This window comes from Nesterenkonia alba DSM 19423 (assembly GCF_000421745.1).
In the GTDB taxonomy this organism is placed as follows: domain Bacteria; phylum Actinomycetota; class Actinomycetes; order Actinomycetales; family Micrococcaceae; genus Nesterenkonia; species Nesterenkonia alba.
Genome location: NZ_ATXP01000004.1, coordinates 117,281 through 130,352, shown reverse-complemented (window position 1 = coordinate 130,352; position 13,072 = coordinate 117,281). Strand labels below are relative to the sequence as shown.

The window sequence follows — 13,072 nt, the reverse complement described above, 5'->3', positions numbered from 1 at the left end:
AGTTGCATCGGACATGAGCACAGCCCCTTCCGAGCACACCCCTCTGCGAACCGTCGTGCTGGCCGCCGGATGCTTCTGGTGCCTGGACTCCATCGCCCGGCGTCTGCGGGGCGTACACCGGGTACGCAGCGTCTACACCGGTGGCCACGGACCGGCGACCTATGAGGCAGTGTGCACCGGAACCACCGGGCACGCCGAAGCCGTGGAAATCACCTTCGACCCGCAGGTGCTCCCCGCCGAAGTGCTCTACGAGATCTTCTTCTCCACCCACGACCCCACATCCCTCAACCGGCAGGGTTACGACGTCGGCACCCAATACCGTTCCGCGATGTTCTACTCATCAGAAGACGAGCGCGGTGAATTCGCTGCAGCCATCGAACAGGCACAAGAACACTTCGCCAGACCGATCGTCACCACCTTAGAGCCCCTAGGTACAGTCCACGAGGCAGAAGCCGAACACCAGGACTTCCACTCCCGGCGCCCGGAGGTGGGGTATTGCCAATTCATCATCGACCCTAAAATCGCTCAGCTGCGCGCCCACTGGTCACAGTGGGTAAAGCAAGACACCCCTGTCTGAGCGGCCTCGATACAGTGACATCGACACGCATCCACCGCGACCGAAAGGCACGTCATGCCCCTGCTGAACAACATCACTGAAGCTATTGGTGGCACCCCCCTGGTCAAACTCAACCGACTCGATGAGGGCCTGCCGGGCAATGTGGCGGTGAAACTGGAGTTCTACTCCCCCGCATCCTCGGTGAAGGACCGCATCGGTGCGGCCATCATCGACGCCGCCGAAGAGGCAGGCGTACTCAAACCCGGCGGCACCATCGTCGAAGGTACCTCCGGCAACACCGGCATCGCCCTGGCCATGGTGGGAGCCGCCCGTGGCTACCGCGTGGTACTCACCATGCCGGAGACCATGTCCACCGAGCGTCGGGTCATGCTGCGCGCCTACGGTGCTGAGATCGTACTGACCCCCGGTTCCGAAGGCATGCGCGGCGCCGTGGAACAAGCCAAGCAGATCGTCGAAGAGACCGAGAACGCCATCTGGGCCCGGCAGTTCGCCAATGAGGCCAACCCTCAAGTCCACTATGCCACCACCGGTGAGGAAATCTTCCAGGACACCGACGGTGCCGTTGACGTACTCGTCGCCGGCATCGGCACCGGCGGCACCATCACCGGTGCCGGACGGAAGCTACGCGAACGCAAGCCAGAAGTTCGCCTGGTCGCCGTCGAACCCGAAGACTCTCCGATCCTCTCCGGAGGGGCCGCAGGACCGCACAAGATCCAAGGCATCGGACCGAACTTCATCCCCGAAGTGCTCGACACCGACATCTACGACGAAGTCGTCCAAGCCAAACTGGAGACCGCTATCTCCACCGCCAGGGAACTCGGCACCAAAGAAGGAATCCTCGGCGGACTCTCCACCGGAGCGAACGTCGCTGCCGCCCTCGAAGTCGCCGCCCGTGAAGATATGCGCGACAAACTCATCGTCACCATCGCCGCAGACTTCGGGGAGCGCTACATCTCCACCCTGCTCTACGAAGACATCCGCGGCTAAACACCGCCGGCGAGCCCGGGAACACCACCATCACCCCCGGGCTCGCCACCCCGACGCACCCCTTCAGCTGAAAGGCGCCAACTGTGGGATTCATCTCCCGACTCCGTGAGGACATCACCGCCGCCCGAGAACACGACCCGGCCGCCCGCAGCAATGCGGAGATCGTCCTGGCCTACTCCGGACTCCACGCCATCTGGGCCCACCGGGTGGCTCACAAGATGTGGCAGGTCAAACCCCTCAAAACCCCCGCCCGAGTGCTTTCTCAAGTGGCCCGGGGGCTGACCGGCATCGAAATCCACCCCGGCGCGACGATCGGCCGGCGATTCTTCATCGACCACGGCATGGGCGTGGTCATCGGGGAAACCACAGAAATCGGCGATGACTGCATGCTCTACCAAGGGGTCACCCTCGGCGGCACCTCCCTGGAGCAGACCAAACGTCACCCCACCCTCGGTGACGGAGTCACCGTAGGAGCCGGCGCCAAAGTACTCGGCCCCGTCGAGATCGGCGAACACTCCGCTGTAGGAGCCAACGCCGTGGTCGTGAAGTCCGCACCCGCCCACTCGGTGCTCATCGGAGTACCAGCCAAGGATCGCAAACGCCGGGAAGAAGAGCACAAGCCGCTTGTGGACCCCGCCCACTACGCCCTCGACCCCGCCCTCTTCATCTAAACCTCAGCCTCAGTACGATCCTCACTCCACCGAATATGGAACGTCCCGCGCTTGCGGCGCTGGTCCCGGCGGCGGGCAAAGCCCGCACGCCTCTCGGCCGCGTACAGCCGCCGCGGCCTTCACGCCTCAAGGACCGAAAGCCTACACCTCAGCCTCAGTACGATCCTCACTCCACCGAATATGGAACGTCCCGGGCTTGTCGATGCGCTGATACGTGTGGGCGCCGAAGTAGTCGCGCAGGCCCTGGGTGAGGGCCGCCGGTAGCCGCTCAGCCCGCAGAGAGTCGTAGTAGGCCAGGGCTGAGGAGAACACCGGGGCCGGCACCCCATAGGTTGCCGCCGCGGCAACGACTCTTCTCCAGGACGGCAGACACTCAGCCAGCGCCTCAGTGAACTCCGGGGCCAGCAGCAGGTTACGCGGCTGATCCGCCGCCGGAGCGTCATAGGCTCGCATGATCGTATCGAGCAGATCCGCCCGGATGATACAACCAGCACGCCACAGAGAAGCGATAGTACGCATGTTCAGATCCCAACCGAACTCCTGCCCGGCCGCGCTGAGCATGTCGAACCCCTGCGCATAGGAGACCAACTTAGAGGCATACAGCGCCTTGCGGATGTCCTCCACAAAGTCCTGCCGTGCATCCCCGGATGCATAAAGCTCCTCAGCGGTGACCGCCTCATTGATTCCAGCTTCAAAGACCTGGGAGGTGACCTCGCGGACCGAACGCTGCGAAGAGATCGAACGAGCAAAGACTGACTCAGCGATCGTGGTCACCGGAGAACCCACCTCCAGCCCGGAAATTGCCGTCCACCGGCCAGTCCCCTTCTGACCAGCCGCATCGACAATGACATCCACCAAAGGACGCCCAGTCAGCTCATCCTCCTGATCCAACACCTCGGAGGTGATCTCAATCAGGTACGAGGCCAACGCCGTCGAATTCCATTCCCGGAACACCCCCGCCTGCTCTTGAGGCTCAAGACCCGCCAGGGAACGCATCAAGTCATAGGCCTCGCCGATGACCTGCATATCGGCATACTCGATACCGTTGTGCACCATCTTCACGTAGTGCCCGGCGCCATCGGTCCCCACCCAGGCACAGCAGGGCTCCCCGTGATAATCCGCAGCGATGGACTCCAGCATTGGGCCCAGCGTCTGATAAGACTCCCGGGACCCACCCGGCATGATGGACGGTCCCCACAACGCCCCTTCTTCACCACCGGAGACCCCGACGCCGACAAAGTGCAGCCCCTTCTGGCGCAGTGCCTCCTCACGACGACGAGTCTCCTCGTAAAAAGAGTTACCGGCATCGATGATGATGTCGCCTTCATCAAGAAGCGGCACGAGGTCCTCAATCACCGCATCTACCGGGGCCCCGGCCTTAACCATAATGAGCACCCGCCGGGGGCGATCCAGAGCCTCCACCAGTTCCGCAAGAGACTCGGTACGGACGAACTGGCCCTCATGACCGTAGGTATTGACCAACGAGTCAGTGCGCGCCACGGACCGGTTGTGCAACGCCACGGTGTACCCGTTGCGTGCGAAGTTCCGTGCGAGGTTGGCCCCCATCACGGCTAGTCCGGTCACACCAATATCAGCGCCCAATGTCTCTCCTCTAAAGTGAGTGGTCGTCGTCGTTGCCGACCTCATCCTATCCCCGGGCGATGACGGACACAGTGCCGAAAACTCACCAGGCTGCTGTGCCCACGTGAGAAACCGACCACTCGCGCGGCTAGTCCCCTACGGCTTCGCGGCCACGCTGGACGATGAGCGGATCCGGTTCGCCAACGATCTCGTGGTCCTTCCCCTCATATTCAAACTGGGAGAGGAAATACCGCATGGCGTTGAGCCGGGCCCGCTTCTTATCATTGGATTTGATGGTGATCCACGGGGCGTGGTCGGTGTCCGTGCGGCGGAACATCTCCTCCTTAGCCTCGGTGTAGGCCTCCCACCGGTCCAGAGACTCCAAATCCATGGGCGAAAGCTTCCACTGCCGGACCGGATCAATCTGCCGGATGGCAAAACGGGTGCGCTGTTCCTTCTGCGTCACAGAGAACCAGAACTTCGTTAAGTGGATGCCTGCATCAATCAGCATCTGCTCGAAGACCGGAGCCTGTTTCATAAAGACCTCGTACTCCGCATCAGAGCAGAACCCCATGACCCGTTCCACCCCGGCGCGGTTATACCAGGAGCGATCGAACAGCACCATCTCCCCGGCGGTCGGCAGGTGATAGATATAACGCTGGAAATACCACTGACCCTGCTCCCGGTCGGATGGCTTGGCCAGGGCCACCACGCGCGCAGTACGGGGGTTGAGGTGCTCGGTGAACCGCTTGATGGTTCCGCCCTTGCCTGCGGCGTCCCGACCCTCGAACACAATGACATGTTTGAGCCCGTAGTCTTCAGCCCAGTACTGAAACTTCAGCAACTCGACCTGTAGGTGATACTTCTCCAGCTCGTAGAATTCCCGATCCAGGCGGTAATCGTAGGGGTAATTCTCCTGCCAGGTCTCCACCGCATTGCCTTGAGGATCGATGAGATCCGGATCCGGAGTGTGCCCATCGGCCACGGTGTAACCCCCGGCACGCAGCTGGTCGATGAACTCACGCAGATTCTGCCGCGGTCTGCCGGGTTCGAGTCCTTCCCAGGGTTCCTTCTGCGCCATCGTGCCGCCTTTCTCCAGGTCTCCGGCTACCGCCGAATATCCAAGCACCCAGCGGTTAACGCCGGATGAACTGGTCACTTACAGGGCTTGCTCTCCCATCTGCCCGGCGCGAGCCAGGGCCGTGAGGCGAGAAACCGCTCGGTAGTACTTCTTCATGTACCCACCGGCCATCATCTCCTCGGTGAAAAGCTGATCGAAGGGCACCCCGGAGGCAACGATCTTGACATCCTGGTCGTAAAGCCGGTCGGCCAGTACCACGAACCGCAGCGCCAGCGCCTGGGAATCGATCGTGTCAACATCCTTGATGGCCAGCACATCCACCCCCTCGATGAGCCGCCGGTATCGGCTGGGATGGACCTGGGACAGATGCTCACACAGCGGTCCGAAATCGTCGACGACGACAGTCCGGTCCCCATAGTGCTCCTGTGCAAAGCCCTCCACCGCGGCTGACTCCAGAGGCGGAGGGGCTTCGGGCAGTCCGCGGTGGCGATAGTCCTCACCATCGATGCGGACCACCCGGAACTGATCGGCCAGCACCTGAATCTCCCGCTTGAAGTCGCTGGCGGCAAACCGCCCCTCCCCCAGGGAGCCCGGCAGGGTGTTCGACGTCGCAGCGAGCTTCACTCCGGCATCGGAAAGCTCCCGCAATAGGCGGGACATCAGGGTCGTGTCCCCGGCGTCGTCGAGCTCGAACTCGTCAATACACACCAGCCGGTAACCACTGAGAACATCGACCGTCTTGCGAAAGCTCAACGCCCCCACGAGGTTGGTGTACTCCACAAAGGTCCCAAAGGCCTTCGGTCCCTGGCAGGCGTGGTACAGCGAGGCGAGCAGGTGTGTCTTGCCCACACCGAACCCGCCGTCGAGGTAGATCCCCTGCGGCGCGGAATCCTCAGCCCCGCGGCCAAACAGCTTGCTGAAGAATCCGCCTGATCCCTGACCAGCACCGTTGACATTCTCGGCGAAACCACGCAGCACCTCGACCGCTTCGGCCTGTGAAGGATGTCCCGGATCGGGGATATAACTGTCAAAGGAAACCTCGGAGAACCGGAATGAAGGCGACAGCGACCCCAGGAGGTCGTCGACGCCGACCTGGGGGGTTCGCTGGGAAAGCGGCTCGGCGGTGGGCATAGGCTCCACTGTACCGAGCGGCTGTACCAGGTAGCGCAGCCGGCACCCCACCCAGCGGCAACTGAACATTGGGTGAACATATGACGATTCGTGACGTTGAACCCTTCACCCGAAGCGCTGAGCCGACTAGTGTGGTCAACGACAAAGCTTTTGTCACTGCACGCACGCGAGAAAGGCGGAATCTTCCATGGCCGACAAGGACTTCTCCCAGTACGCCAACCCGGACGCTCTGGTCTCCACCGACTGGGTCGCCGAGCACAAGGATGACGATAACGTCGTCCTGCTGGAGTCAAACGAGGATGTACTCCTCTACGAGACCGGCCACATTCCCGGTGCCCAAAAGATTGACTGGCACACCGACCTCAACGACCCGGTCACCCGTGACTTCATCAACGAGGAGCAGTTCGCCGCGTTTGCCTCCGCCAAGGGCATCACTCCGGAGACCACCGTGGTTTTCTACGGTGATAAGTCCAACTGGTGGGCCGCATACGCCCTCTGGGTGTTCACGCTGTTCGGTCACAAGGATCTTCGACTGGTCGACGGTGGCCGGCAGAAGTGGGTTGACGAGGGTCGCGAGCTGACCACTGAGGTTCCCAGCCCGACTCCCACCGACTACCCGGTACCGGCCAAGCGCGAGGACGATGCCTGGCGCGCCTTCCGCGAGGACGTCCTGGAGCACCTGGGCAAGGGCCCGCTGGTCGATGTCCGCTCCCCCGCCGAGTACTCCGGTGAAGTGACCTCCGCTCCCGGTTTCGAGGACAAAGAGGGTGCCCTGCGTGGTGGGCATATCCCCACCGCCGCGTCTGTGCCGTGGGCCAAGGCCGCTAATGAGGATGGCACCTTCAAGTCCCGTGAAGAGTTGGAGAAAATCTACAAGGAGGAAGCCGGCGTCGGAGAGGCCGATGAGGTCATCGCCTACTGCCGTATCGGTGAGCGTTCCTCCCACACCTGGTTCGTGCTCAAGCACCTGCTGGGCTACGACAAGGTCCGTAACTACGATGGCTCGTGGACCGAATGGGGCAACGCGGTGCGTCTGCCCATCGTGACCGGCACCGAGAAGGGCGAAGTCCCCGCCAAATAATCGTGAGGCGACGGCGCGAAGCCTCCGGGAAAACCCTCCTCCTTCACTCGCCGTTAACCCTGCCGAGCTCGTTGACACTGTAGCTCGGCAGGGTTAACGCGCTCCCACAAGGAATCCTCCGGGTTTTCCCTCCGTCTTCGCTCACATACTCTTGACACTGATGACTAATACTGAACAGAAGATGCCGGCGTCTCTGCAGGAGATCGTCGATGAGTTCCAAGCGGTCGAAGACCGCCAGCGCCTGGAACTGTTACTCGAGTTTGCCAACGAACTGCCGGATGTCCCCGAGCAGTACCAGGACCGGCTTGGTGAGATGGAACAGGTCGAGGAGTGCCAGACTCCGCTGTTCCTCACCGTGGAGTACGATGACGCCTCCCGTACTGCCCAGCTGGTCCTGGCAGCCCCCGCGGAAGCCCCCACGACCCGGGGCTTCGCCTCCATCGTGCATCAGGGCCTCAACGGCCTGACGTACGAGGAGATCCTCGCCGTGCCCGACGACCTGGCCGACCGGCTCGGGCTGGCCCGGACGATCACTCCTCTGCGACTACGCGGTATCCGCGCGATGCTGGCCCGCATCAAGCGGAACGTGCGGGATCACCTGCAGCAGACGACGCCGCACTGATCGCCTCAAGGTCGATCGCACCGGTCTGACCCGGTGCCGGGGCGGCAAAAAGATCCACCATCCACTGCTCGACGTGTTCGTCCCAGCGTTCGGGCTTGTGGTTCCACTCTTTGACGTGTTTGGCGCGGGTGAACGGCACAAACGTGACCCGCTCATTCATCTCAGCAAGGTCCCGGCTGGGACCGTAGGGGACGACGTCGTCGTCAATACTGTGCAGGATCAGTGTGCGGTGCCGTAGCTGCTCAGAGCGGCTTATCCAGTTGAGCACTTTCAGATCCACCGGGGAGGCCAAACCGGTGACTCGGCGCCCCGCCCGGTGAGAAATGAACCAGCGGGTCATCCGGCCCACCGGCTCGGGGATACGCAGAGCACGGGCCTGGTAGGCCAGCACATCAATCCAGTCGATGACGGGACCGGTGAGCACCAATCCGCGCACCCGAGCCGAGAGCGGAGACCGGTCCACAGTTTGCAATGCGATGGCCCCTCCCATCGACCAGCCGAAGAGCACAATGTCCTCAGCGCCCTGTTCCAAGGCGTAACGGATCGCGGCTTCGACATCCTCCCACTCGGTAATACCCAAACCATAGCGACCATCTGGGGCGGGCGGAGCCTCACCATCATTACGGTAAGAGATCAGCAGCGAGTCGATCCCCAGCCGCTGGGCCGCGCCAAGGGCTTTGAGCCCTTCAGTCCGTGCCCCTCCCCGACCGTGGACCATGATCGCCCAGATACCTTGCCTCGCCAGCGGCCCAGTGGAATCTGCCGGGGGCACATGCCAGGCCGGGGCGGGACCGCCGGGTAGGTCGATGAGGACATCGTCAAACTCCAGTCCGAGGTCGGCCGGGCTCTGATAGGTCACCGATGACCACCACCCCCGTACAGCAGTTCGTAGGTCCCCGCCGGTGACGTACTCGATACGCCGGGCCAACGTGCCATCACGCGGTGAGAAACTGGTGATGTCTCCGATGCGGGCGAAGCCCTGTCCACCGTGGAAGTAGAGCCCATAGGTGCCGTCAACGACGGTTTCATCCGTAGCCGGGAGGATCACCTCATCACCGTCAGAACCAGAAACCACGGCGAGGATCTCAAGGTTCTCCACCCGTTCCTTCACGGGAGTCACCACCACCCGGGCGAAGTACCCGGCCACAGCCGAAGCCACGGCAGTCAGTGTCAGGCCTGCACCCAGACCCACCACAGCCCCGGAGGCCGCAGCCCGCACCCAGGGGGTCGGCTCCGGTTCCCGCCGGATCCGCCGGATCACGTTCTGGGCCTGTCGACCAGCCTGGACCTGTCCAAGTTCGGCGAGATCCCCAGCGCGGCGGAGGCTGCGCAGCAGGGTGGCCGGTGCGTCATCGCGTCTGATGAGCCTCATGCCACTAGATTACGCATCAACCCGGTCCCGTGATGAGATAGATGGCATGAGTGACGATCCGTGGCGTCAGAAGCTAACCGATTTCGAGTACCACGTCCTGCGTGAAGGCGGCACTGAGCGGCCCTACACCGGGGAGTACTGGGACACGAAGGAACCGGGGACCTACTACTGCCGGGCCTGCGGGGCCAAACTCTTCGAGTCAGAGACCAAATTCGACTCCCGATGTGGCTGGCCCAGCTTTTATCAGCCGGCCGAGGGGTCCAATGTCACCTACTTAAAAGACACCTCCATGGGCATGGAACGCATCGAGGTCCGCTGCGGTTCCTGCGAGTCCCATTTGGGACACGTCTTCGAAGGTGAGGGCTTCAACACCCCGACAGACCTGCGGTACTGCATCAACTCGGTATCCATGCGGTTCGAACCAGCCCACAGCGAGGTGAACCCCGGCGAACCATCCACGAGGGAAGCAATCCAGTCTCAGGATGAATCAGCCAACAACGAAGAAGCTAGGGAGCAGTGAGCGTGGGGAAACAACGCCATACCGGAGCGGATCTGGACCCCTCCTTCGCCTCCGATAACGTCGCCGGAATCAGCCCGGAAATCCTGGACGCCGTGGAGCGTGCCAACCATGGCTCAGCCCTGCCCTATGGAGCTGATGCCGAGTCCACCCAACTGCAGCAATGGGCTCAGCAAGAGTTCGGTCCCCAGGCGGAGATCTACCCGGTGTTCAACGGCACCGGCGCCAATGTGGTCGCACTGCAAGCGGTACTCCCCCGGTGGGGTGCTGCGATCTGTTCTGCGCAGGCGCACGTCAACAATGATGAGGGTGCCGCACCGGAGCGGCTCGGAGCGATGAAACTACTACCCCGCCCCAGTTCCGAGGGCAAACTCGCCCCTGAGGACATCACCGAGGAACTGGGGGTGCAGGGGTTTGTCCACGCCGCACAACCGCTGGCGGTCACCGTGACCCAGTCAACTGAACTCGGTACCGTGTACACCCCGGATGAGATCCGCAGTATCGCCGATGTCGCCCACGCCGCCGGACTCGCAGTGCATGTCGATGGCTCCCGCCTGTCGAATGCTGCCGCAGCCCTGGATTGCTCCCTGGCGGATACCACCGCAGCCTGCGGGGTGGACATCCTGAGCCTAGGTGCCACTAAAAACGGCGCACTGGCCGCTGAAGCGGTCGTCGTGGTCAACCCGGAGCGGGTCGCCGGGGCCGACTACATTCGTAAGTTCTCCATGCAACTGGCATCGAAGCAGCGGTTCCTCTCCGCACAGCTGCTAGCCCTGTTCGGCACCGACCTATGGCATCGCCACGCCACCCACGCCAATGAGATGGCGGCCTTGCTGGCCGAGCGACTCCGTCAGGTGCCGGGGGTGAAAGTGAACCCGCCCTCGGTGAACGCGGTGTTCCCCGAAGTCCCCACCGAAGTCGCCGAACGAATTCAGTCGCGGTACCTAGCGCACACCTGGGACACCAGCGCTTCCGGTCAGCCAGTCCTGCGGCTGATGTGCAGTTTCGCCACCACCGGCGAGGAGATCGACCGGCTCATCGCCGTCGCAGCGGGCACCTAATATCCACCGCCCGGCATCCGCCGCTACGCTCCTCCGGCGCGCCTGAGGGACCCTGGCGCCAGGGCTTTCTAGGGTTGAGGTGTGAGCGTCTTCGGCCCCCTGAACACACCCGGCCCCAGCCGCCCCCGCCGTGACACCCCGCAGGGGCCGGAGGGGCTGCCCGCCAGCTTTCGGGTGGCACTGGACCAGATCACCTCAGCCACCACCCGCCAGGAAGCGACTGTCGAAGAGGTACCCGCTCCCAGAAAACTGGCGCCTTTCGCCGTCGCGCTCAGCGCTGAAGTTCCCGAAGAAACCACCGCAACAAACGACCCTGAGCTACTGGCCACTGGGCGGTTCATCCTGCTGCACGACCCAGAGGGCCAAGACTCCTGGGGTGGGGATTTCCGGGTGGTCATCTACATCCGCGCCGAGCTGGAACCGGAGATGAGCGATGACCCGCTGCTGGCCTCTGTGGCCTGGACCTGGCTGTCTGACTCACTGGCTCAGTACGGTGCCGGTTGCACCCACGCCGGAGGCACCGCCACTCGAATCCTTTCGGAGTCCTTCGGCTCGCTGGAGTCCCGGGCCCCCAGTAACGACGTTGAACTGCGCGCCTCCTGGACCCCCCGCAGCCGGGATCTCGGCCGGCATGTTGAGGCCTGGGCGGATATGGTGTGTTCTTTCGCCGGATTGCCACCGGTACCTGACGGCGTGCTGGCCCTACCGTCCTTGAGGAGGACTTGACACTCCAGTGACTGAACATACTGAGGAGCTACCCCTGCTCACCGAGCCCGCCGGCGGTGTACCGGGTGTCATTGACACTGAGCGAGGGTTACAGCGGTGTGCCGAGGCGCTGGGTGCTGCCCAGGGTCCAGTCGCCGTCGACGCCGAACGCGCATCCGGGTTCCGATACGGACAGCGGGCGTTTCTGGTCCAGCTCAAGCGCGAAGGCACCGGCATCTGGCTCATCGACCCCGAAGTCTTCGACACACTGCTGCCCATCCAGCGAGCCCTGGGGGATGCGGAGTGGATCCTGCACGCGGCAACACAGGACCTGCCCTGCTTGGCCGAACTCGGGATGAGCCCACCAGCACTTTTTGACACCGAACTTGCGGCCCGGATGGCGGGACTGCCCAAAGTGGGGCTCGGCGCCGTCGTCGAACAACTGCTCGGGGTCCGGCTGGCCAAAGAGCACTCCGCTGCGGACTGGTCACGACGGCCCCTCCCGGAATCCTGGCTACGGTATGCCGCCCTGGATGTCGAGCTGCTCATCGAGTTGCGCGCAGCTCTGGCCCAGTTGCTCACCGATCAGGGCAAGTGGGACTGGGCCCAGCAGGAATTTGAGTACCTGCGGCGATTCAAACCGGCTCAGCTGCCCCGGCACGAGCGGTGGCGCAAGACCTCCGGCATCAACCGGCTGAAGTCACCGCGCAAGATGGCGGTGCTGCGTGAACTGTGGCTGGCCCGAGAATCGCTGGCCGAGAAACGTGACCTCTCCCCCGGGCACTTGTTGCCGGATAAAGCGCTGGTAGCCGCCGCCGATGCAATGCCCCGCACTGTCCCGCAATTGCTTGACGTACCGGGGTTCCAGGGCCGGGCGGCCAAGCGGGAAGCCCCCCGGTGGATTCGCGCCATTGAGGCAGGTGCCGCCTCCGAGGACCTGCCGGGCCGGCAACGCCCCGACTCCGGACCTCCCGCCCCTCGGACGTGGAAGGACCGGAATCCAGAAGCGTTTCGCCGGTTCCGCACTGCTCGGGCGCGCCTGGCTCGCCACGCTGAGACGCTGAACATGATGCCGGAGACCCTGCTGACCCCTGCGGTCCTCAAACAGTTGTGCTGGTCTCCTCCGCAGAGCATTGATCTCGACACGGTGAGCACGGCTCTTGAGGAGTTGGGGGCACGGCCCTGGCAGGTCGAACAGACCGCCGCGATCATCACTGTGGCGATGTTGGACCCGGATCCGCTGGAGGAGCTGTGAAGCCTACGACGACGCCGTGTCGGCGTCGGACTTTCTTAGGCGGCTGCGCTGCGGCCTCAGCTGTGACGTTGACCGCCTGCGCAGGTGCCGACGAAGAGTCCGAACCGAGTCAGTGGGTTGAGGTGCTCGACGCCGAGTCGCTCGCCGTCGGGGCCTCTGAACAGGTCCAAGTGGGTGAGGAGTACTTTCTGCTGCACCGGGTCTCAGATGCTGAGGTTCGGGCCTTCTCCGCGGTGTGTACTCACCAGGGGTGTACCGTCGGCGTTGATGAAGACCGTGGTACGTTCCGCTGCCCCTGCCACGGTTCGGAATACAACCTGGTCACCGGTCAGGTCGAAGTCCGGCCGGCAGAAGATCCCCTTGACGCCGTGGAGGCAGAGATCTCCGAGGGCGTCATCCGTTTATACCTGTAGATCTCCGGGTGGCCGTGC

At 63.2% G+C, this 13,072-nt stretch carries 14 protein-coding genes; 10 read left to right on the top strand and 4 right to left on the bottom strand.

Features of this window, described 5'->3' with window-relative positions:
- The first annotated feature begins 13 nt into the window (after window positions 1-13).
- The 3 genes from msrA to epsC all read left to right on the top strand — a co-directional run bounded on the left by msrA (window position 14) and on the right by epsC (window position 2,235).
- Window positions 14-577: a peptide-methionine (S)-S-oxide reductase MsrA gene (gene msrA, locus H578_RS0104670; RefSeq protein ID WP_022872543.1), complete on the top strand. Its 564-nt coding sequence runs from the start codon at window positions 14-16 to the stop codon at window positions 575-577.
- A gap of 54 nt (window positions 578-631) precedes the next feature.
- Window positions 632-1,564 (top strand): cysteine synthase A, encoded by a 933-nt coding sequence (gene cysK, locus H578_RS0104665; protein WP_022872542.1) that lies wholly within the window; start codon window positions 632-634, stop codon window positions 1,562-1,564.
- A gap of 83 nt (window positions 1,565-1,647) precedes the next feature.
- Window positions 1,648-2,235 (top strand): serine O-acetyltransferase EpsC, encoded by a 588-nt coding sequence (gene epsC / locus H578_RS0104660; RefSeq protein WP_022872541.1) that lies wholly within the window; start codon window positions 1,648-1,650, stop codon window positions 2,233-2,235.
- 141 nt (window positions 2,236-2,376) lie between these two features.
- Here epsC and gndA read toward each other — a convergent pair whose 3' ends face one another.
- The 3 genes from gndA to zapE form a co-directional block, all read right to left on the bottom strand.
- On the bottom strand, window positions 2,377-3,837 hold the full coding sequence (gene gndA, locus H578_RS0104655; protein ID WP_022872540.1) for an NADP-dependent phosphogluconate dehydrogenase: 1,461 nt from the start codon (window positions 3,835-3,837) through the stop codon (window positions 2,377-2,379).
- A gap of 127 nt (window positions 3,838-3,964) precedes the next feature.
- Window positions 3,965-4,897: a polyphosphate kinase 2 gene (ppk2, locus tag H578_RS0104650; RefSeq protein ID WP_022872539.1), complete on the bottom strand. Its 933-nt coding sequence runs from the start codon at window positions 4,895-4,897 to the stop codon at window positions 3,965-3,967.
- Between the two features lie 78 nt (window positions 4,898-4,975).
- Window positions 4,976-6,028 (bottom strand): cell division protein ZapE, encoded by a 1,053-nt coding sequence (gene zapE, locus H578_RS0104645; RefSeq protein ID WP_022872538.1) that lies wholly within the window; start codon window positions 6,026-6,028, stop codon window positions 4,976-4,978.
- Window positions 6,029-6,215: 187 nt separating this feature from the next.
- Here zapE and H578_RS0104640 point away from each other — a divergent pair, with 187 nt between their 5' ends.
- Both H578_RS0104640 and H578_RS0104635 read left to right on the top strand, forming a co-directional pair.
- Window positions 6,216-7,109 carry a sulfurtransferase gene (locus tag H578_RS0104640; RefSeq protein WP_022872537.1) on the top strand — a complete coding sequence of 298 codons (894 nt, stop codon included), beginning with the start codon at window positions 6,216-6,218 and terminating at the stop codon, window positions 7,107-7,109.
- Window positions 7,110-7,269: 160 nt separating this feature from the next.
- Entirely contained in the window at window positions 7,270-7,731 is a 462-nt protein-coding gene (locus tag H578_RS0104635; RefSeq protein ID WP_022872536.1) for a SufE family protein, read from the top strand.
- Here H578_RS0104635 and H578_RS13335 read toward each other — a convergent pair.
- Window positions 7,685-9,103, bottom strand: a complete 1,419-nt coding sequence (locus tag H578_RS13335) for an alpha/beta hydrolase family protein (RefSeq protein ID WP_022872535.1) — start codon at window positions 9,101-9,103, stop codon at window positions 7,685-7,687. The two genes, H578_RS0104635 and H578_RS13335, sit on opposite strands and share 47 nt — an antisense overlap.
- Before the next feature lie 46 nt (window positions 9,104-9,149).
- On the opposite strand from H578_RS13335, the gene msrB reads away from it, so the two are divergent.
- The 5 genes from msrB (at window position 9,150) to H578_RS13325 (ending at window position 13,054) form a co-directional block, all read left to right on the top strand.
- Complete coding sequence (gene msrB / locus H578_RS13330; RefSeq protein WP_022872534.1) at window positions 9,150-9,623, top strand: peptide-methionine (R)-S-oxide reductase MsrB; 474 nt, start codon at window positions 9,150-9,152, stop codon at window positions 9,621-9,623.
- A 2-nt stretch (window positions 9,624-9,625) separates the two neighbouring features.
- The gene (locus H578_RS0104620; RefSeq protein ID WP_033420270.1) at window positions 9,626-10,681 is read left to right on the top strand and encodes a threonine aldolase family protein; all 1,056 of its coding nucleotides are present in this window, start codon (window positions 9,626-9,628) and stop codon (window positions 10,679-10,681) included.
- 81 nt (window positions 10,682-10,762) lie between these two features.
- Window positions 10,763-11,407, top strand: a complete 645-nt coding sequence (locus H578_RS0104615) for a DUF3000 domain-containing protein (protein WP_022872532.1) — start codon at window positions 10,763-10,765, stop codon at window positions 11,405-11,407.
- A gap of 34 nt (window positions 11,408-11,441) precedes the next feature.
- Entirely contained in the window at window positions 11,442-12,641 is a 1,200-nt protein-coding gene (locus H578_RS0104610) for an HRDC domain-containing protein (protein ID WP_425411255.1), read from the top strand.
- The gene (locus H578_RS13325; RefSeq protein ID WP_169558500.1) at window positions 12,638-13,054 is read left to right on the top strand and encodes a Rieske (2Fe-2S) protein; all 417 of its coding nucleotides are present in this window, start codon (window positions 12,638-12,640) and stop codon (window positions 13,052-13,054) included. The genes H578_RS0104610 and H578_RS13325 overlap by 4 nt, the downstream gene beginning before the upstream one ends.
- The last annotated feature ends 18 nt before the right edge of the window (window positions 13,055-13,072 follow it).

Coding starts and splice junctions, on each gene's coding strand:
- msrA (WP_022872543.1), top strand. CDS start 14: ATGAGCACAGCCCCTTCCGAGCACACCCCTCTGCGAACCGTCGTGCTG.
- cysK (WP_022872542.1), top strand. CDS start 632: ATGCCCCTGCTGAACAACATCACTGAAGCTATTGGTGGCACCCCCCTG.
- ppk2 (WP_022872539.1), bottom strand. CDS start 4,897: ATGGCGCAGAAGGAACCCTGGGAAGGACTCGAACCCGGCAGACCGCGG.
- zapE (WP_022872538.1), bottom strand. CDS start 6,028: ATGCCCACCGCCGAGCCGCTTTCCCAGCGAACCCCCCAGGTCGGCGTC.
- H578_RS0104640 (WP_022872537.1), top strand. CDS start 6,216: ATGGCCGACAAGGACTTCTCCCAGTACGCCAACCCGGACGCTCTGGTC.
- H578_RS0104635 (WP_022872536.1), top strand. CDS start 7,270: ATGACTAATACTGAACAGAAGATGCCGGCGTCTCTGCAGGAGATCGTC.
- H578_RS13335 (WP_022872535.1), bottom strand. CDS start 9,103: ATGAGGCTCATCAGACGCGATGACGCACCGGCCACCCTGCTGCGCAGC.
- msrB (WP_022872534.1), top strand. CDS start 9,150: ATGAGTGACGATCCGTGGCGTCAGAAGCTAACCGATTTCGAGTACCAC.